This is a genomic window from Embleya australiensis, assembly GCF_051903075.1.
Classification (GTDB): domain Bacteria; phylum Actinomycetota; class Actinomycetes; order Streptomycetales; family Streptomycetaceae; genus Embleya.
The window spans coordinates 1,573,906-1,591,795 of record NZ_CP182422.1; the positions used below are offsets into that span (position 1 = coordinate 1,573,906).

Below are 17,890 nucleotides of genomic sequence, written 5' to 3' on the forward strand. Positions count from 1 at the left end.
CGATAGTTTTCGATATATTGAAAAGTGTTTCCGAATCCCGTATTTCGTGTTGCCGAGTGTGGCCCCGCGAGGTATCGGCCACAAGATGCCCGCCGGGTCGGAGAGTCGTCCTCATGGTTCGTCCCGCCCTCGCCGCCGGTCGCGCGGTGGAGATCCTGAACTTCTTCGCCGCCCACCCGGGGCAGGCGTACACGCTGTCCGAGCTGCACACCGCGCTCGGCATCAACCTCGCCTCCGCGCTCTCCGTGCTCCAGGCGTTGGAGGACGGCGGCTACCTGGTGCGGCATCCGCGCCGCAAGACGTACGAGCTGGGGCCGGCGCCGATCGCGCTGGGTGACGCGGCGCTGCGCGGCAACCGGGCGGTGGACCTGGCTCGGGCCGAACTGCGTGCGCTGGCGGGCGAGTTCGACACCGAGCTGGTGGCGAGTGTGGCGATCGGCGACGAGGTGGTGATCCTGGCCGTGGAGGGCCGGCCGCAACTGGCGTCCGCCGACGTCCGGGTGGGGCAGCGGCTGCGCATGGTGCCGCCGCTCGGGCAGGTCTTCCACGCCTGGTCCACGCCGGCGGAGGTGGACGCCTGGCTGGACCGGCTCGACGAGCGGGTGCGCGGCACGGCCCAAATCCACCTGCCCGCCACGCTCGGCGCGGTCCGCGAGCGCGGCTACTCGATCACCCTGGACAGCCCGACCCGGACCCGGATCGGCGACACGCTGGAGCGGATGGCCGAACATCCCCGCGAGGCGCCGCTGCTGCGCGACCGGCTGGCCGAACTGGTCGCGGCGCTCGGCGAGGAGGAGTACGAGCTGATCGCGGTCGACCCGGACACCGTCTACGACATCTCGACCCTGGTCGCCCCGGTCTTCGACGCCGCCGGCCGGGTCGCGGTCGCCCTCACGCTCAACGGCCTGAAGGCCGTGACGGGCCGTCGGGTGGGCGACTACGGCGAGCGGCTGGGGGCGGTGGCCCGGCTGGTCACGCGGCGCTCGGGCGGGCGGGCGCCGGAGTGAAGCCGGGTCGGCCATTCGTGTTTCACCGGCATGTCGGGACGCTCACCCCGTGCACGCCCGCTCACCATCGGGCAATGCACGCGTAACACACGGCCGGTTACTTAACCCGCGCGTAACACCGAGGTATACGCCAGGAAACCCGCGCTGCGCACCCTGACCTGAAACCCCATCAGGCCCATGAGGGAGCCGCATGACCGTCGCCGTCGCCCCCGACGCCCTGAACGCCGGAGACACCGCGTGGCTGCTTGTGGCCACCGCGCTCGTGCTGCTGATGACCCCCGCCCTGGCGATCTTCTACGGCGGCATGGTGCGGGCCAAGAGCGTGCTGAACATGCTGATGATGAGCTTCGTGGCGATCGCGGTGGTGACCGTCGTGTGGATCGCCTTCGGCTACAGCCTGGCCTTCGGCGGCGACGTGGGCGGCGGTCTGCTCGGCGACCTCGGCAGCGTGTTCATGGCCGGCACCAAGCCCGCCGACCTGCACGGCACGGTGCCCGAACTGCTGTTCATGGCCTTCCAGCTGACCTTCGCGATCCTGACGGTGGCGCTGATCTCGGGGGCGATCGCGGACCGGACCCGGTTCAAGGCGTGGGTGCTCTTCTGCGCCGTGTGGGTGACCTGCGTGTACGTCCCGCTCGCGCACTGGGTCTGGGGCCCCGACGGCTGGATCGCGCATCGGCTCGGCGCGCTCGACTTCGCGGGCGGCCTGGTGGTGGAGATCAACTGCGGCGCGGCGGGCATGGCGGTAGCGCTGGTGCTCGGCCCGCGGATCGGCTTCAAGCGGGATCCGATGCGGCCGCACAACCTGCCGCTGGTGGTGCTGGGCGCGGGGCTGCTGTGGTTCGGGTGGTTCGGCTTCAACGGCGGCTCCGCGCTCGGCGCCAACGGGCTGGCCGCGCAGGCGCTGGTGAACACGCAGGCGGCCGGATGTACCGCTCTGATCGGCTGGCTCGCGGTGGAAAAGCGCCGGGACGGACACGCCACCACCCTCGGCGCGGCCTCCGGCGCGGTCGCGGGCCTGGTCGCGATCACCCCGGCGTGCGGTGTGGTGGACCTGCCGGGCGCGATGGTGATCGGCCTCGTGGCGGGCGTCCTGTGCAGCTTCGCGGTCGGCTGGAAGCACCGCTTCGGCTACGACGACTCGCTGGACGTGGTCGGCGTGCACTACGTCGGCGGCGTGGTCGGGACGCTGCTGATCGGCCTGTTCGCGGCGAAGGACGTCACGGGCGGACCGGCGGGCCTGCTGCACGGCGGCGGCACGGCGCTGCTCGGCAAGCAGTTGGTCGCGATCGTGGTGGTCTCCGCGTTCTCCTTCGGCGTGACGTACACGATCGCCAAGGTGATCGACCGCACCATCGGCTTCCGCGCCCACGCCGACCACGAACAACAGGGCTTGGACCTGGCCGTACACGCCGAGAGCGCCTACGACCTGACCGCCTTCGCCGGCACCAAGCGCACCCCCGGCCCGACCTGGCACCCGACCCCGAAGCCGGCGGAGGAACTGGACTGACCCCGGCCCCGACCCCGAGGCCGCCCCGCGGATCCGGCCGGCCGTCGATGGCGGGTCCGGGTCGCGCACCGGCACCTTCGGGCACGGCACCCGGTCGTTGCGCGGCGCCGACGCGGAGGTTTCGACCGTCGCCCACCCGTCGCGGGCGTCGATCGCGGCGGCGGCGAAGTTCAGCGGCGGACAGTGGCGGTGAGGCCGGGGTGGGTGGTGGTGAAGGCGTCGAAGAGTGCTCGGAGTTGCCCTTCGCGGCGCTTGCGGACGTCGCGAAGGACGATGCGTGTGGGGTAGGGCGGGAGTTCGTGGCGCCACTGCCGTTCGAGCGCGGCGAGAGCGGCGTGCAAGCGCGCGTATTCGGGACTCTCGGGTGGGTCGGACGGGGCCGGGTCGTGGTGCCCGCAGGTGACGGCGAGGCCGGAGGGTCCGTCGAAGTACAGAGCGGCTTGGGAAAAGAAGATCGCCCCTCTTTGTGGTCCCAGGTCGACGCCGTAGACGAGGCTCATGTTCCAGGACAGCGCATCCATGACGCGCTCCAGGAGCCGTTGCGCCTCCGGACGACCCGGCTCGGTCAGACGCCACTCGAGGACTTGCAGGGATCCGATCGACGGCCAGGACATGAACGTGGGACGGCCACGCCTGCGACCGCGCTTGCCCCTCAGTCGCCGGGCCAGGCGCAGGGTCCGCGCCATCTCACGGCGACTGCGACTCATGGGGAGGCTCCTTCGACGGCATCCAGGGGTGTGCGCTTGTCCATGAAATCAGTCCTCCTCAGTTGTCGCCCGGCCCGCGCGGGGTCTGTCGAGGTGACGGCGATCAGTTGCTCGGGGTCGCTCCGTGGCCCTCGGCGATGGAGTCGATCCAGCGGGCGAGTTCGAAGTCGCGCTCGGTGAGCCTGTTTCCGGCGTCGTGGGTGGTGACGGAGAAGCGGATGCGCTGCCAGGGGATGTGGATGTCGGGGTGGTGGCCGATCTCGCGGGCCTTGGCACCGACGTACATCGCCAGGTGCAACGTCTCGTGATATGCCTGCGTGAAGGTCCGCTCGATCGCGTCGCCGACGCGCTGCCAGCCGGGGATTTCGGCGAGGAGTGCGGTGATTCGATCGTCGGTCAACGGCGCGAGTGCCATGTCCACCCCCATGTCGTCAGAGGCCGATCGTAGCCAGGAGTTCGGTGAGGTCACGGTTGTTTGCCGTTCCGGCGTACCTTGGCAGCAGGTGCACACACCACCTCCGGGGGTATTCATGGACGTGCCGGCTGACCTGCCGATGGGCGAGCGGATCGAGTGGTTGCGGAGGCGGCGCGGTATGAGCCGCCCGGTCCTGGCGGGTTTGTGTGGTCGCGGACCCGACTGGCTCAAGAAGATCGAGTCCGGTGAGCGTGAACTGCGCGACCACAGACTGATACTGCGGTTGGCATGCGTTCTCGGGCTGACGGATCTCGGAGTCCTCACCGGCACCGGCGCCGGGGAGGTGTTGCAACCCGTGTCACCGGCCCTGCACCACGAGTCGATCCCGGGCATCTGGGCGGCGGTGAAGAAGCGCAACCACTCCGCCGTTCGGCCTGCGGAGGCACCGGACGTGGCGGCGCTCCGGGCGCGCGTCGATGCCGCCTGGCGGCTGTGGCACGGCTCGCGGTTCAACCGAAGCGAGGTCGGCGCACTGTTGCCGGATCTGATCGGCGACGGCGAGGTCGCGGTCCGCGTGCTCGACGGGCCGGAGCGCCGCGAGGCTTACGCGGTCCTGGCCACGATCTACCACCTCGTACAGCAGCACATCGCCTACATCGCACCGGCCGAACTGGTGTGGGTGGTGGCCGATCGCGGCATGTCGTCCGCGCAGTACGCCGACACCCCGGAGGCACTCGCGGGGGCCGCCTGGTGCTACGGCAACGCGTTGCGCGAGACGGCCGACGGCGACGAGGCGCTGGCGGTGGTGATCGACGCGGCGGATGCAATGCGGTCGCACCTCGACGAGCTCGGCGAGCACGCGCGGGGCCTGTACGGTGCGCTGCAGCTGCATGCCGCGATCACGCACGCGAAGTCCGGCCACGACGGGGATGCCTGGGCGCATTGGCAGCGCGGCGATGCCACGGCGAAGTCCCTGCCGGCGGGCTACCTGCATCCGTGGACGGTCTTCGGGCGGACGAACGTGGACATCCACGCGGTCTCGGTGGCGGCCGATTTGCGGCGTGCGGGAACGGCGTTGGAGTACGCGGATCGCATCGATCCGGAAACCATGCCGTCGATGGAACGCCAGTCGCGACTGTGGACGGAGAGCGCCCGCAGCCACGTCCAGCGAGGTGAGCACACGGCGGCTCTGCACCTGATGCAACGCGCCGTCACGGTCGGCCCGGAGGCGGTGCGGTTCACTCCGGCGGCGCGGGGTGTGATCGCCGAACTGTGGCGGACCACACGCGGCCCACTCCGGAGCGAGGTCGTGCAACTCGCGGAGAACGTGGGCGTCATCGACTGAACGCGCACGAACAGCAGGGACGGATTGCCCCTTTCAGGTAGGGGGACGATCTGTCCCTGTTGCCGTGTGCATCCTCGTCCATGGTTGCGTGACTGTTCACCGTTACCGCGAGGAATGCCATGAGCCGACACATGTGTGCGCGCACCGTGCCCGTTTTGCCGATCAGGCGGCTCGACCCGGTCCTGTCCACGCCCGATCGCACGCTCCGTCCGAACGCGGCACTCCCGCCGGTGACACCGTGACGCCGCGCAACGACATCGTCGTCCGGGTGAGCGTCGCCGAATCGGGCGACTCGACCCGCCCCCACCGCATCGCGCTGCCCGGCCGCCCGGAACTGGACGTGACACGCGCCGAATTGACCGCGCTGGTGCACGAGGCCCGAATGCGCCTGATGCGGACGCTGCCGCCCACGGGGATCGGCCGGATCTCGAACTCGGGCGGCTGAACCATGCCCCATGGCGCCCGCGAGGAGGGCCGTGCCGCCGCCACCCCACGGCCGGCCGCCCTCGTGCGCCTGGTCGCCGCCGTTGGCGAGCGGGAGCGGCTTCAGGGGTGGTTGCCGGACCCCGCGACGGCGCCTCGTCATCGGCAGGACGCGCACCGCCGGCGGTGCCGTGCCGCCGGGGCTGCGGTTCGGGGCGCGGTGGCCGACGCGTACCGGGGCGGCATATCCGTCGAAGTCGTCGCCCGCGCGGCCGGGTTCTCGCCCGGTTACGTGCGGATGATCCTGCACCGCGAGCGCACCACCCCCGAACCGGTTCCGTTTCGTGTTCACGGAGAACTCGTGTCCACCTCACCTCCCCCCTGGTCCGTCGGCGAGCACCTGTGGCGCAAGCTCGACCACGGGCTTCACCACCTCGGCACCATCACCCGCATCTGGCATGACGGCGAGCAATGGATGGTCGAATACGACTACGGCGCACTCGCCGACAAGACCGCCACCGCGCCCGCCGCCGAGATGTATCGGGCCGGGCCGATGACCCGGCCCGTCTGAGGCCGTCCGTCTCGTCAGGGCTTCGGCTTCGGCCTCGGGCGGTCTAGGAGGATGTCGGCGGCGTGGGCGCGGACTTGGGCCTTGGTTCGGGGGCCGTGGTCGAGGTCCAGGAAGTGGGTGCCGATCGCCATCGCGAAGGCCATCAGGCTGCGCGCCTCGACCTCGTCCGGGTCGGGGCAGAACGTGCCGATCATCTCGCGCAGCAGCGCCATGCGCCGGGCGTCCACGCGTCGCAGCCGCTCCGCGACCGCCTCGTCGCGGCGGGCCCAGTCGCGGATGGCCAGGTCCAGGGGCAGCAGGCGGTCGCTGGAGAAGGTGAGCGCGCCCGCGCGCTGGATCTTGGTCCTCGGGTCGCCGCCCTCGCGTTCGACCCGGTCGATCACCTCGTCGGTGCTCTCCCGCTCCCACGTCTCCAGCATCGCCTCCAGCAGGGCGCCGCGGTCGGCGAAGTAGCCGTAGAACCCGCCCTTGGTGACGCCGAGCCGCTTGGCCAGCGCCTCGATACGGACCGCGTCCGGACCGCCGGCGGCCAAGGCGCGCAGGCCCTCCTCGACCCACCGGTCCCGCGGTGTGCGCGGTGTTCCCACCATGTGCCCCACTTCACTTTCGAAGCCGATGTACGGAGCCGTATAGAACGGCTAGCCTCATTTTATACGCACCCGTATATCGCGCATTCGAGGCGGTTCTGCCCATGAAGCTCCCCCGCACCGCGTACACCGATCAGCCGTGGCGCATCCACGAACTCACCCGCGACTTCCGGGTGGAGGACGTGTGGTCGTTCCGCACACCCGGCGCCGGGCCGGACGACTTCCCGACCATGCTCGCCGCGCTGCGGGCGGCCGGCGGACTCGCGAAGCAGAGTGCGCCGGCCCGATTCCTGTTCGCCGCGCGCCGGCAGATCGGCACCCTGCTCGGCTGGGACGAGCCGAAGGCCGGCATCGGGGCACGGGTTCCGTCGCTGCGCGATCGCCTGCCCGCCGACCTGCGCGACAGCCCGGGCTTCGAGTCCGAGGAGATGCCGCTCACCCCCGTGTACGAGCTGGACACCGAGTGCGCCCGCGAGTTGGTGAACAAGACCGTCCACGCGATCATGCACCTCGGATGGGTGCCGACCGCGAGCGGCGACCACGAGTTGCGCATGGCGGTCCTGGTGAAGCCCAACGGCACCTTCGGTCGGCTGTACATGGCCGCCATCGCGCCGTTCCGCCATCTCGTCGTCTACCCGGCGCTGACCCGGCAATGGGAACGCGCCTGGCGGGAGTACGGCCGCCCGAACCCCGAAGGGGGCAGCCCGGCGGGCACCGTCGACGCCGTCGTGGGACGGAAGGACATGCCCCCGTCGTTCCACGCCCTCACCTCGATCCCGGACTTCGACTACGTCGACGTGTTCACCCTCGCCACGGACGCGGCCGGCGACGCCACACCCGAGCAGTGGGCGCGGGCGATGTTCGGCGACGTCCCCGACACCGGGGAGCGCCTGATCTGGCGCGGCCTGCTCGGCCTGCGGCTCAGCCATGGGCGCTCGCCGGACACGGTGGCCGGCTGGCGTGTCGCCGAACGCGGCGAGGACTGGATCCGGTTGGAGACGGCGTCCCCGAACCTCACCGCCAACCTCGTCGTCCGCACGAGCGAGGGGCGGGTCTCACTCGGGACCTTCCTGCGCTACGACCGCACCCTCGGCGGCCTGATCTGGCCTCCGCTGTCCGCCGTACACCGCCGCCTGGTCCCCGGTGTACTCCGCAAGGCCGCGACCAGGGTCCACTGAGCCGGGCGGGACGTCGTCGTTCGACTCTCTGTGCCGGGCAGCCGGGCAGCCGGGCGGTCTAGGCTCCGGGCATGACGCGTGAAACGCGCAAGCCTCCGCGCGGACCGTCCACCCCGAACAACCCGGGACGCCCGCCCGGTCCGGTGTCCCCGGACAAGAACCCGCCCGCGCCGCCGGAGCATCCGCCACCGCCGGGGTCGTGACGTGACCATCGACCGCATCGCGTGGCACGGACTTCCGGTCGAGGTGCGGAGCGCGGTGGCGGGGCGGCTCGGCGCGGGGTTCGCGGCGGCGGACACGCCGGCCGGGGCGAACTGTGGTGTCTCGGCGGTGTTGACGCTGCCCGACGGGCACACGGTGTTCGTCAAGGGGCAGCGTGGCCGCGACCCCGTGCCCGCCGCCGACGACGCGAACCAGGATCCGGGAGGCTGGTGGGGGCCGACCTGGGCCCCCGTCGATGAACTCGCCCAGGAGGAGCGCATCAACCCGTTCCTGCCCGCGAGCGCGCCGCGCGTGTTGTGGCGCCTGGCGGCCGCCGGGTGGCACCTGCTCGCGTTCGAGGGCGTCGGCGGCCGGCACGCCGATTACGCGCCCGGGTCGCCGGACCTGCCCCTGGTGGTGGACGCCCTGGCCGAGGTGGCGCGCTGCCCGACACCGGCGTTGGCGTTGCCGACCGCGTGGGATCGCTGGGGTTACTGGTGCGATCCGGCGGACGAGCCGTTCCTGGCCGGTGCGTGCCTGATGCACACCGATCCGGCCGCCTGCAACGTCCTCGTGGACGGCGATCGGGCCCGTCTCGTCGACTGGGCCTGGCCCGCGCTCGGGCCGGCCTGGATCGATCCCGTCCTGTGGGGCATGCGCCTGGTGTCGGCGGGCGGCCACACCCCCGCGCAGGCGCGGGCTTGGGCAGCCCGAACACCGGGATGGCGGACGGCGACGCCGCGGGGCGTACGCGCGTTCACCCGGGCCGAGGCGCGCCGATGGGAGGAGGACGCGGCGGACGGCGTCCGGGGCGCGGCCGATATCGCCCCCTCGGCCCGGGCCTGGGCCGACGTCTGGGCATAGGCCCGGGACGCGGCGTCAGCGGGACCTGCGGGCCAATGCCGCCGTCGTGACCAGGGCGGCTACGGCCACCGCCACCGGCAACGCCGCCCCGCGGGCGTCGCGGCGCCGGTTGTGGGCGTCGAACAGGCCGCCGCTCGACTGGAACGAGAACGCCGACCACACCGACTGCGCCGAGAACGCCGAGGCCACGCCCAGAAACGAGCCGATCGACACGCACGACAGGGCCGAGCCGACCGACCCGAAGGACAGCGCGGAGCCGACCGAGCCGATCGACAACACCGAGCCCACCGAGCCGATCGAGAGCACCGAACCCTCCGACCCGATCGACAACACCGAGTTGTGCGAGTTCCGGGACAGGATCGAGCCGTGTGCGTCGACGGCGAGCCGCTTCTTCGTCATCGGCCCAGTCTGCCCGAACTCACATACGATCGACCGCAATCACCCGCGCCCCCGCGCGTCCCATCCCGGCCGCCGCCCCTCACATCCGGTCCACTGCCACCACCCGCACCACCGCGCGCCCGGTCTCGTCCGACTCGGTCAGGTCCACCTCGGCGGTGATGCCCCAGTCGTGGTCCTGCGCCGGGTCGTCGAACACCTGGCGGACCCGCCATGCCGAGTCCTCCTTGGTGATCTGCAGCAGCTTGGGCCCGCGCGCGTCGGGACCGGTGCCGATCGAGTCGTGCTCGTCCCAGTAGTCCTCCAGCGCGTCCTGCCAGCGTTCCGAATCCCACGCCGTGTCGCCCTCCTGCTCGGACAACTCACCGAGCTGGAAGTAGCGCCGCAGCGCCGCGAGTTCCACCCGCCGGAAGAGCGCGTTGCGCACCAGGACCCGAAACGCGCGCTCGTTGGCGGTGACGGGCGTGGTCCGCCCCTCGATGTCGTCCAGCTCCTCCTGCGTGGCGTCCGGGTTGGCCAGCTTCTCCCACTCGTCGAGCAGGCTGGAGTCGACCTGGCGGACGAGTTCGCCCAGCCACGCGATCATGTCGTGCAGGTCCTCGTTCTTGGCGTCGTCCGGCACGGTCTGGTTCAGCGCCTTGTACGCGCTCGCCAGGTAGCGCAGCACGATGCCCTCGGTGCGCGCGAGTTCGTACCAGCCGACGTAGTCGCCGAACGTCATCGCCCGCTCGAACATGTCGCGCACGATCGACTTCGGCGACAGCGGGTGGTCGCCCACCCACGGGTGGCTGCGCATGTAGATCGCGTAGGCGTGTTCGAGCAGTTCCTCCAGCGGGCGCGGGTACTGGATGTCGGCCAGCCGCTCCATCCGCTCCTCGTACTCGATGCCGTCGGCCTTCATCTGCCCGACCGCCTCGCCCTTGGCCTTGTTCAACTGCGCGGCCAGGATCTGCCGCGGGTCGTCCAGGGTCGCCTCGACCACCGAGAGCACGTCGAGCGCGTAGGTCGGCGCCTCCGGGTCGAGCAGGTCGAACGCGGCCAGCGCGAAGGTGGACAGCGGCTGGTTGAGCGCGAAGTCGGCCTGGAGGTCCACGGTGAGCCGCACCATGCGGCCCTCCTCGTCCGGGGCGTCGAGCTTTTCCACCACGCCGCCGTCGAGCAGCGAACGGTAGATCGCGATCGCCTGCCGGATGTGCCGCAACTGCTGCGCGCGCGGCTCGTCGTTGTCGACCAGCAGGTGCCGCATCGCCTCGAACGCGTTGCCCGGACGGTTGATCACCGCGAGCAGCATCGCGTGGGTGACCCGGAAGCGGGACGCCAGCGGCTCCGGCTCGGCCTCCTGGAGCCTGGTGTAGGTCTCCTCGTTCCAGCCGACGAAGCCCTCCGGGGCCTTCTTACGGACCACCTTGCGGCGCTTCTTCGGGTCGTCACCGGCCTTGGCCAGCGCCTTGAGGTTCTCGATCTCGTACTCGGGGGCCTGCGCCACCACGTTGCCCACCGTGTCGAACCCGGCCCGCCCGGCGCGCCCGGCGATCTGGTGGAACTCGCGCGCCCGCAGCCGGCGCACCCGCTGGCCGTCGTACTTCGACAACGCGGTGAACAACACCGTGCGGATCGGCACGTTGACCCCGACACCGAGGGTGTCGGTGCCGCAGATCACCTTGAGCAGCCCGGCCTGGGCGAGACGCTCCACCAGCCGGCGGTACTTGGGCAACATGCCCGCGTGGTGCACGCCGATCCCGTGCCGCACCCAGCGCGAGAGCTGGCGGCCGAACTTGGTGGTGAAGCGGAAGCGGCCGATCACGGACGCGATCTGGTCCTTCTCCGCGCGCGTGCACATGTTGATGCTCATCAACGACTGGGCCCGCTCGACCGCCGACGCCTGGGTGAAGTGCACGATGTACACCGGCGCCTCACGCGTGGTCAGCAACTCCTCGATGGTCTCGTGCAGCGGGGTGACCCGGTAGGAGAAGTAGAGCGGCACCGGGCGGGTGGCCGACTTGACGATCGTGGTGGACCGGCCGGTCCGCCGCTTCAGGTCGGCCTGGAAGTGGTCCATGTCGCCGAGCGTCGCCGACATCAGCAGGAACTGCGCCCTCGGCAGCTCGATCAGCGGGATCTGCCAGGCCCAGCCCCGGTCCGGGTCGCCGTAGAAGTGGAACTCGTCCATCACCACCAGGCCCACGTCCGCGTCCGCGCCGTCGCGCAGCGCGATGTTGGCCAGCACTTCGGCGGTACAGCAGATGATCGGCGCGCCGGCGTTGACCGAGGCGTCGCCGGTCATCATGCCGACGTTCTCGGTGCCGAACTGGGCCACCAGGTCGAAGAACTTCTCCGACACCAGCGCCTTGATCGGCGCGGTGTAGAAGCTGCGCTCCTTGCGGGCCAGCGCGGCGAAGTGCGCGCCGGCGGCGACCAGACTCTTCCCGGAGCCGGTCGGCGTGTTCAGGATGACGTTGTTGCCCGAGACCAGCTCGATCAGCGCCTCGTCCTGCGCGGGGTACAGGGTGAGGCCGCGCTCTTCCGCGTACGCGGCGAAGGCTTCGTACAGGGCGTCGGGGTCGGCCTCGGCGGGGAGCAGATCGATGAGAGTCACCCGTCTATCCTGCCTGCTCGCCGACCCCGCCCCGGACGCAACCCGGATACGACCTCGCCCGCGCGTCGGCGGCGGCGCTCCGCGCGCCGGTCGCGGGGGCTTCCGGTGACGCGTGTCACATGTCTAGGGTCACGTGATCATCCGCCGCCTGGGACGGGGAGTGCTCGTGGGGTCGGCACGACGCGTGGGGCGGGTGGGTCCGGTGCTGCTCACGGGCCTGGTGCTGGTCACCGGTGTGGTACTGGCGGGCAGCCTGCTCGGGTACGCGGCCCGCTCCGGATCGCCGGCGTCCCGACGCGCGCCGACCGTGGTCGCGATGTCGGACGAGGCACGGGCGGGGGCGGACGGGATCGGCTGGGCGGTCCGCTACGGCGACCTCGGCCACGACCGCGCGCAGCGCACCTACCGGCTGGTCATCTCCGCCGATCCGGACTCACTGGACACGGTGCTCGCCGGCGGCGTCGACCCGGACGTGTGGGACAGCGGGGTCGTGCACTCCGCGCAGCACGCCGGGGTGCGGCCGTCGGGGTTCCGCTACGAGTCGGGCACCACGTACTACTGGAGCGTGCGGATCCGGGACGACCGGGACCGGGACTCCGGCTGGAGCACCCGCGAGCGGTGGACGGCGCCGCACCCCTGACGTCGACGCCCGAAGCGCGCCGCCCTCGCGGCCCACCCCCGCTCCCCGACCCCCGCGGCCCGATCTCCGGTCGGCGGCCCCCGAGTTCCCGTCGGTGCCCCCGTGAACACGCAGCGCGAGCCATACGATGCATGCGACTTGATCAGGGGAAGGGACTTCAGCCATGCGCAGGATCCTCATCGTCGGTGCCGGCCAATCCGGGCTCCAGCTCGGCCTGGGATTGCTCGCCCACGGCTACGACGTGACCGTGATGACCGAGCGCACGCCCGACGAGATACGCGCGGGCCGGGTGACCTCGACACAGATCATGATGCCGTCGACGATCGCCCTCGAACGGCCGCACGGGCTGGACCTGTGGGCCGACCGGGTGCCGCCGATCGACCGGGCGGGCTTCACCATCCCCGGCCCGGACGGCACACCCGTGGTGGACTGGCTGGGCGACCTGGGCGGCGCGCAGTCGGTGGACCAGCGGATGAAGATGCCCGCCTGGATGGAGCTGTTCGTGGCCCGGGGCGGCAACCTGGTGGTACACCCGGTCGCGGTGTCCGACATCGACTGGTTCACCCGCGCCTACGACCTCGTGGTGGTGGCCGCCGGCAAGGGCGAGTTGGTGTCGATGTTCGACCGGGACCACGAGAAGTCCGAATTCACCACCCCGCAGCGGCAGTTGGCGGTCGCCTACTTCCACGGCGCGACGCCCAGGCCGGCGGTGGGACACGACGCGCTGCACGTCAACGCCATCCCCGAGGCGGGCGAGATCATCATGTTCCCGGGCCTGACCCTGTCCGGGCCGTGCGACATCATCCTGCTGGAGGCGATCCCCGGGGGACCGCTGGACGTGTTCGGCGGTGTGCGCGACCCGCAAACCTATTGGACGCTGATGCGCGACGTGGTCCGCCGGTTCGCGCCGTGGGACCACGACCGGATCAGCCGGGCCGAACTCACCGACCCGATGTGCGTGCTCAGCGGCGGCTTCTCCCCCGTCGTGCGCAAGCCGGTCGCCCAACTCCCCTCCGGCGGCGTCGCCCTGGGCATCGGCGACGTGCTGGTCACCAACGACCCGCTCAGCGGCCAGGGCGCCAACAACGCCGCGCGGGCCGCCGACCTGTACCTGAACGCGATCGTGGCGCACGGGGACCGGCCGTTCGACGCGGCCTGGATGGAGTCGCTGTTCGCCACGTTCTGGGAGCGCGCCCGGCACGGGGTGAAGTTCTCCACCGCCCTGCTCGGCGCCCCGCCGGAGCACGTGCAGATGCTGATGGGCGCGGGCAACGACTGCCCGGCCGTCTGCGACGCGATCATGAGCGCGTTCGACAACCCGGCGGAGTTCGAGGAGTTCATGTACGAGCCGGAGAAGACGAAGGCGTTCCTGCACGGCGTCGGCGCGCTGTAGGGCGATCGGCTCCCCGTCGTGGGGTCCGGCGACCCAGGACTCCACGATCGGCGCCGACGGGCGCACAAAGAAGGCCGGCCCGAGAGCTCACGCTCTCGGGCCGGTGCCGTCGTGCCCCGGGTGGGGGTGGGGACACGAACGGCCGGGGATCAGATCCCCGAACGGCTACAGACCCTGGGGGGGATTGGGCTGCGCCTGGCCCACTCGGAAAGGGGGGAGTCCCGTTGGTTCCGAATGGACCGTCGTTCTGAAGGCTAGTGAAAACCGTGGCCGAAGAACACCTGTCGACCCGACCGGATTGGGCCCGGGACGAGGGTTTAAGGCCCTCTTAAGAGTGAATCGTCGCCGAGGTTCCGGGGGGCACACGACCAGTGACTCAGAGTGAGAAGATCGGCGCCGCCGACAAGCGGCGGAACGCGTCGGGACACTCAGCCGACACCGGTCCGGCGCCGGCCGCGCCGACTCTTGCCGGCTCGACGACTGCGCCGGGTGACTGCTTCCGTACGGCCCGCACCCAGCCGCACGCTCACCTCCGCGCCGCCGAGCACCGAGCGGCCCAGGCCGACCTCTCCCCCGGTGGCCTCCGCGAGCCGGCGCACGATGTCCAGGCCCAGGCCGGTCGAGCCGTCGCCGCCCTGGCCGTGCCCGCGCCGCAGCGCGGTCTCCGGGTCGGCGATGCCGGGGCCGCCGTCGGCGACCAGCAGGATCACCGATTCCCGGCCCGCGTGCAGTGTGACCGAGAACGGCACCCCCTCCTCGGTGTGCCGGAACACGTTGCCCAACATCGCGTCCAGACCGGCCGCCAGGTCGCTCCGGGACACCGGGACCCGTACCGGCGCCTCCGCGCCCGCCAGCTGCCACGGGCGGTCCTCGTCCTCGGCCAGCGCGGACCAGAAGTCCATCCGGGCCCGCACCACCTCCGCCGCGTCGCAGCCCACCCGTTCGATGCTCGCGCTGGACCGGCGCGCGCCGCGGATCAACTCGTCCACCTCGCGCTCCAGTTGCGCCACCGCGTGCCGGGTCTGCTCGGCCACCGGATCGTCGCCGAGCGCCGCCGCGTTCAGCCGCAGCGCGGTCAGCGGGGTGCGCAGGCGATGCGACAGGTCGGCGGCCATCTCCCGCTCGTTGGCCAGCAGTTGCTCGACCCGATCGGCCATCGTGTTGAACGACGTGGCGGCCTCCTGGAGTTCGGAGGGGCCCTGCGGGGCGATCCGCGCCTCCAGGTCGCCCGTACCCAGCGAACGCGCGGCGGCGGCCAACGACCGGGCCGAGCGCACCACCTGCGCGCCGAGCCGGTCGGCGACCAGGACCGAACCGCCGACCAGGATCACCGCCACCCCCGTCAGCACCAGCCACGCGGTGCCCACGCCGTGGTCGAGGTCGCCGTCCGGGACGTACACCTCGATCACCGTGATCCGCCCCTGATCCAGCACCACCGGCTGCAACAGCGCCCAGCCGCCGCCCGCCCGAACCCGGAACGAGCGGGCCGACTCGCGCGCGCCCGCCACGTTGTGCTCGCTCGCCCGCGGTCGCCCGAGCACCGACCCGTCCGGCAGGTGGATCGCGATCCGCCCGCCCGAACCGGCCGGCACACTCGCGATCGCCGGCTCCAGCGCGGCCCGATCGGTGGTGATCACCAACGCCGGCTGCAACGCGGCGGCCTGCCGCTCGGCATCGGTGAAGGTCCGGTCCGCGGCGATCTCCCGGATCACCAGCACCAGCGGGATCAGGAACGCCAGCGCCACCATCGTGGTCACCGCCAACGAGACCCGGACCAACGTGCCGCGCAGCCCCCTCGGCGCCCGGGCCGGCCTCGGGCCGCGCTCCGACCTCGGACTGCCCGACCCCGAAACCCGGGCGGACCCGCCGGCCCGCTCCGCCGCACCCGCCGCCCGACCACCGGAGCGGCCCTCCCCGCGCCGCCCCGTCGCCCCGCGCCCGCCCGAGCGCAGTCTCACGCCGGGGGCTCCAGCTTCACCCCGACACCCCGCACGGTATGCAGATACCTCGGCTCCCGCGCCTTCTCGCCGAGCTTGCGGCGCAACCACGACAGGTGCACGTCGATGGTCTGGTCGTCCCCGTACGCCTGACCCCACACCTCGGCCAGGATCTCCCGCCGCGGCACCACCCGTCCGGCCCGCGCGGCCAGGAACGCCAGCAGGTCGAACTCGCGCCGGGTCAGCTCCAGTTCGCGGCCGTCCAGGTGCGCCTCGCGGCGTCGGGTGTCGATCCGCAGGCCGCCGGTGGTGAACACCTCGGGTGTGCTGCCGCCGCGCGCGCGGCGCAGCACGGCCGACAACCGGGCACCCAGATGCTCCCCGGAGAACGGCTTCGTCACATAGTCGTCGGCGCCGGCGTTGAGCAGCCGGACCACCTCCGCCTCGTCGTCCCGGGCGGTCGCGATGATCACCGGGACGTCGGATATGCCGCGCAACATCTTCAATGCCTCGGATCCGTCCAGATCCGGCAGGCCGAGATCCAGGATGACCACGTCGAACGAGTACTGGGCCACCTCGCGCAGCGCCTCCAGGGCGGTGCCCACGCTGCGCACCGCGTGGGAGGACGAGGTGAGGTAGCGGATCAGCGCCGAACGTACGAATTGGTCGTCCTCGACAACGAGCACCTGTGCCATGGTTCGGAACCGTACCCGTACGGATGGCTCCGTCCAGCCCGGGAGGGGCCCGCGACCTCGGGCCCACCCCGCCGGGGAGGGGTGGGCCGGGGGCGGGAGGATAGGGCTCGTGCGGAGAATCATCACGTCGATCTCGGTGTGGCTCGCGGTGACCGCGGTCGCCGTCGCGCTCTCCTGGTGGGGGGTGCGCAGCGTGCTGCGCGAGACCGTGTTCGAGCCGCCCCGGCCGCCGAGCCCGGTGGCCGGGAACGTACCGCCGCCCGCAGTGTCCACATCGCCGCCCACGCCCTCGGCGCCGCCGACCTCCGAGGCGCCGGACCTGATCTCGGCCGTCAACCGCACCCCGCCGCCGACCTCGTCGTCCCCGCCCCCGCCGCCGCCGACCACGACCCCGCCGACCACGAAGGCTCCGCAGGCGCCGCCGCCCGCGCAGTTGCGGGAGCAGCCGGCCGCGGCGGTGCAGAGCTTCGAGGTGCGCGGCGGGCGGGCGTCGTTCCGCTACCAGCCGACCATCGCGACGCTGATCGCCGCGACGCCGAACTCGGGGTGGGCGGTCAAGGTGTGGCCGGGCGACCGGTGGATCCGGGTCGACTTCATCCGACACGGACAGACCTCGTCGGTCTTCGTGGTGTGGAACGGGCACGACCCGATCGCCTCGACCTACGAGGACTGACGACCGGCGCGGCCGAGCGACCTACGCGCCCCGACCCCTGCCGTGCCCTCGCGCCCCGCGACCCGCCCGGCTCACAGGTCCTCCAGCACCTCGGCGGCCGTGGCGCGCAGACCGCGCGCGACCCGGGTGGCGGTGTTGTACCCCTCGTCGCCGCGCCCCTCGGAGAACGCGTTGGCCGCCTGGATCAGCCCCTGGGCGCCCTTGAGCGCGTCGACCGCCGCGGCGAGCAACGCCTCCCCGCGCGCGTCCTGGCCCGGTTCGCCCGCCATCCCGGCGAGTTGCCGGGTAAGCACGGTCAGCCGCATGTCGACGCCCCGGACACCGGCCAACGGCGCCGGCCGCGGATCGCGCACGCTCGGCACGCCCTGACGCGGCATCGACGCGCCCTCGGGGCCACCGCACAGCGGACACGTCTCGCCGAGCGCGAGCAGACCGCGCTCGGGGTGCCGGGGACACGGCGCCGAACGTGGTCGTGCGTCGGCCGCGTCCCGGGCCCGGCCGCGCCGTCGCCGGTTCTCGCAGAACAGGCACTTGTCCCGCGCGTCCTCGTCGACCGGGCCGTGCGGATGCTCGTTGCACAGCGTGGTCGGCGCCGGCGCGGTCAACTGACCGAGCAGCCGGCGCGTGTTCGCCAACTGCTCGGCGATCGCGTCGTACGCCTCCGGCGGGCTGGTGTTGCCGAGGAGGTCGACCATCTCCATCAGATTCTTGGTCGAGCGGACGAGTGCGTTCGTATCAGGTGCCACGCCTAT

Annotated in this window: 18 protein-coding genes; 10 read left to right on the forward strand and 8 right to left on the reverse strand. The window is 71.9% G+C overall.

Annotated features, from left to right (window positions below):
• The first annotated feature begins 113 nt into the window (after positions 1–113).
• A complete protein-coding gene (locus ACMXN5_RS06520) occupies positions 114–1,007 on the forward strand; it encodes an IclR family transcriptional regulator (RefSeq protein WP_439674437.1) in 894 nt (297 codons plus the stop codon).
• Positions 1,008–1,197: 190 nt separating this feature from the next.
• Positions 1,198–2,517: an ammonium transporter gene (locus tag ACMXN5_RS06525; protein ID WP_439674438.1), complete on the forward strand. Its 1,320-nt coding sequence runs from the start codon at positions 1,198–1,200 to the stop codon at positions 2,515–2,517.
• Positions 2,518–2,687: 170 nt separating this feature from the next.
• Here ACMXN5_RS06525 and ACMXN5_RS06530 read toward each other — a convergent pair whose 3' ends face one another.
• Together ACMXN5_RS06530 and ACMXN5_RS06535 are read right to left on the reverse strand one after the other, a co-directional pair.
• Positions 2,688–3,224 (reverse strand): hypothetical protein, encoded by a 537-nt coding sequence (locus ACMXN5_RS06530; RefSeq protein WP_439674439.1) that lies wholly within the window; start codon positions 3,222–3,224, stop codon positions 2,688–2,690.
• A gap of 103 nt (positions 3,225–3,327) precedes the next feature.
• Complete coding sequence (locus ACMXN5_RS06535; RefSeq protein WP_439674440.1) at positions 3,328–3,639, reverse strand: 4a-hydroxytetrahydrobiopterin dehydratase; 312 nt, start codon at positions 3,637–3,639, stop codon at positions 3,328–3,330.
• Positions 3,640–3,754: 115 nt separating this feature from the next.
• Here ACMXN5_RS06535 and ACMXN5_RS06540 point away from each other — a divergent pair, with 115 nt between their 5' ends.
• From ACMXN5_RS06540 to ACMXN5_RS06550, 3 genes are all read left to right on the forward strand, one after another.
• Positions 3,755–4,984 carry a helix-turn-helix domain-containing protein gene (locus ACMXN5_RS06540; protein WP_439674441.1) on the forward strand — a complete coding sequence of 410 codons (1,230 nt, stop codon included), beginning with the start codon at positions 3,755–3,757 and terminating at the stop codon, positions 4,982–4,984.
• A 238-nt stretch (positions 4,985–5,222) separates the two neighbouring features.
• Entirely contained in the window at positions 5,223–5,429 is a 207-nt protein-coding gene (locus tag ACMXN5_RS06545; protein WP_439674442.1) for a hypothetical protein, read from the forward strand.
• Positions 5,430–5,432: 3 nt separating this feature from the next.
• On the forward strand, positions 5,433–5,978 hold the full coding sequence (locus ACMXN5_RS06550) for a hypothetical protein (RefSeq protein ID WP_439674443.1): 546 nt from the start codon (positions 5,433–5,435) through the stop codon (positions 5,976–5,978).
• Between the two features lie 14 nt (positions 5,979–5,992).
• Here the strand turns inward: ACMXN5_RS06550 and ACMXN5_RS06555 are convergent, their stop codons facing one another.
• Entirely contained in the window at positions 5,993–6,568 is a 576-nt protein-coding gene (locus ACMXN5_RS06555) for a TetR/AcrR family transcriptional regulator (RefSeq protein WP_439674444.1), read from the reverse strand.
• A gap of 101 nt (positions 6,569–6,669) precedes the next feature.
• Here ACMXN5_RS06555 and ACMXN5_RS06560 point away from each other — a divergent pair, with 101 nt between their 5' ends.
• Both ACMXN5_RS06560 and ACMXN5_RS06565 read left to right on the forward strand, forming a co-directional pair.
• Positions 6,670–7,743: a DUF2867 domain-containing protein gene (locus tag ACMXN5_RS06560; protein ID WP_439674445.1), complete on the forward strand. Its 1,074-nt coding sequence runs from the start codon at positions 6,670–6,672 to the stop codon at positions 7,741–7,743.
• A gap of 204 nt (positions 7,744–7,947) precedes the next feature.
• Positions 7,948–8,808 carry an aminoglycoside phosphotransferase gene (locus ACMXN5_RS06565; RefSeq protein ID WP_439674446.1) on the forward strand — a complete coding sequence of 287 codons (861 nt, stop codon included), beginning with the start codon at positions 7,948–7,950 and terminating at the stop codon, positions 8,806–8,808.
• A 15-nt stretch (positions 8,809–8,823) separates the two neighbouring features.
• On the opposite strand, the gene ACMXN5_RS06570 is transcribed toward ACMXN5_RS06565, so the two are convergent.
• A complete protein-coding gene (locus ACMXN5_RS06570; protein WP_439674447.1) occupies positions 8,824–9,207 on the reverse strand; it encodes a hypothetical protein in 384 nt (127 codons plus the stop codon).
• Positions 9,208–9,286: 79 nt separating this feature from the next.
• Positions 9,287–11,800 carry a DEAD/DEAH box helicase gene (locus ACMXN5_RS06575; protein ID WP_439674448.1) on the reverse strand — a complete coding sequence of 838 codons (2,514 nt, stop codon included), beginning with the start codon at positions 11,798–11,800 and terminating at the stop codon, positions 9,287–9,289.
• Between the two features lie 166 nt (positions 11,801–11,966).
• Between ACMXN5_RS06575 and ACMXN5_RS06580 the strand changes: the two genes are divergently transcribed.
• On the forward strand, positions 11,967–12,440 hold the full coding sequence (locus tag ACMXN5_RS06580; protein ID WP_439674449.1) for a hypothetical protein: 474 nt from the start codon (positions 11,967–11,969) through the stop codon (positions 12,438–12,440).
• A gap of 163 nt (positions 12,441–12,603) precedes the next feature.
• The gene (locus ACMXN5_RS06585) at positions 12,604–13,833 is read left to right on the forward strand and encodes a styrene monooxygenase/indole monooxygenase family protein (RefSeq protein WP_439674450.1); all 1,230 of its coding nucleotides are present in this window, start codon (positions 12,604–12,606) and stop codon (positions 13,831–13,833) included.
• A gap of 428 nt (positions 13,834–14,261) precedes the next feature.
• On the opposite strand, the gene ACMXN5_RS06590 is transcribed toward ACMXN5_RS06585, so the two are convergent.
• Positions 14,262–15,623, reverse strand: a complete 1,362-nt coding sequence (locus ACMXN5_RS06590; RefSeq protein WP_439677963.1) for a sensor histidine kinase — start codon at positions 15,621–15,623, stop codon at positions 14,262–14,264.
• A gap of 164 nt (positions 15,624–15,787) precedes the next feature.
• Positions 15,788–16,465 (reverse strand): response regulator transcription factor, encoded by a 678-nt coding sequence (locus ACMXN5_RS06595; protein ID WP_126635589.1) that lies wholly within the window; start codon positions 16,463–16,465, stop codon positions 15,788–15,790.
• Positions 16,466–16,574: 109 nt separating this feature from the next.
• Between ACMXN5_RS06595 and ACMXN5_RS06600 the strand changes: the two genes are divergently transcribed.
• On the forward strand, positions 16,575–17,138 hold the full coding sequence (locus ACMXN5_RS06600; RefSeq protein ID WP_439674451.1) for a hypothetical protein: 564 nt from the start codon (positions 16,575–16,577) through the stop codon (positions 17,136–17,138).
• A 71-nt stretch (positions 17,139–17,209) separates the two neighbouring features.
• Here the strand turns inward: ACMXN5_RS06600 and ACMXN5_RS06605 are convergent, their stop codons facing one another.
• Positions 17,210–17,884, reverse strand: coding sequence for a hypothetical protein (locus tag ACMXN5_RS06605; protein ID WP_395785884.1), 675 nt, complete (start codon positions 17,882–17,884; stop codon positions 17,210–17,212).
• Between the last annotated feature and the right edge of the window lie 6 nt (positions 17,885–17,890).

Excerpts from the sequence above, each read along its gene's own strand:
- ACMXN5_RS06520 (WP_439674437.1), top strand. The coding sequence starts at position 114 with ATGGTTCGTCCCGCCCTCGCCGCCGGTCGCGCGGTGGAGATCCTGAAC.
- ACMXN5_RS06525 (WP_439674438.1), top strand. The coding sequence starts at position 1,198 with ATGACCGTCGCCGTCGCCCCCGACGCCCTGAACGCCGGAGACACCGCG.
- ACMXN5_RS06530 (WP_439674439.1), bottom strand. The coding sequence starts at position 3,224 with ATGAGTCGCAGTCGCCGTGAGATGGCGCGGACCCTGCGCCTGGCCCGG.
- ACMXN5_RS06535 (WP_439674440.1), bottom strand. The coding sequence starts at position 3,639 with ATGGCACTCGCGCCGTTGACCGACGATCGAATCACCGCACTCCTCGCC.
- ACMXN5_RS06540 (WP_439674441.1), top strand. The coding sequence starts at position 3,755 with ATGGACGTGCCGGCTGACCTGCCGATGGGCGAGCGGATCGAGTGGTTG.
- ACMXN5_RS06550 (WP_439674443.1), top strand. The coding sequence starts at position 5,433 with ATGCCCCATGGCGCCCGCGAGGAGGGCCGTGCCGCCGCCACCCCACGG.
- ACMXN5_RS06555 (WP_439674444.1), bottom strand. The coding sequence starts at position 6,568 with ATGGTGGGAACACCGCGCACACCGCGGGACCGGTGGGTCGAGGAGGGC.
- ACMXN5_RS06560 (WP_439674445.1), top strand. The coding sequence starts at position 6,670 with ATGAAGCTCCCCCGCACCGCGTACACCGATCAGCCGTGGCGCATCCAC.
- ACMXN5_RS06570 (WP_439674447.1), bottom strand. The coding sequence starts at position 9,207 with ATGACGAAGAAGCGGCTCGCCGTCGACGCACACGGCTCGATCCTGTCC.
- ACMXN5_RS06585 (WP_439674450.1), top strand. The coding sequence starts at position 12,604 with ATGCGCAGGATCCTCATCGTCGGTGCCGGCCAATCCGGGCTCCAGCTC.
- ACMXN5_RS06595 (WP_126635589.1), bottom strand. The coding sequence starts at position 16,465 with ATGGCACAGGTGCTCGTTGTCGAGGACGACCAATTCGTACGTTCGGCG.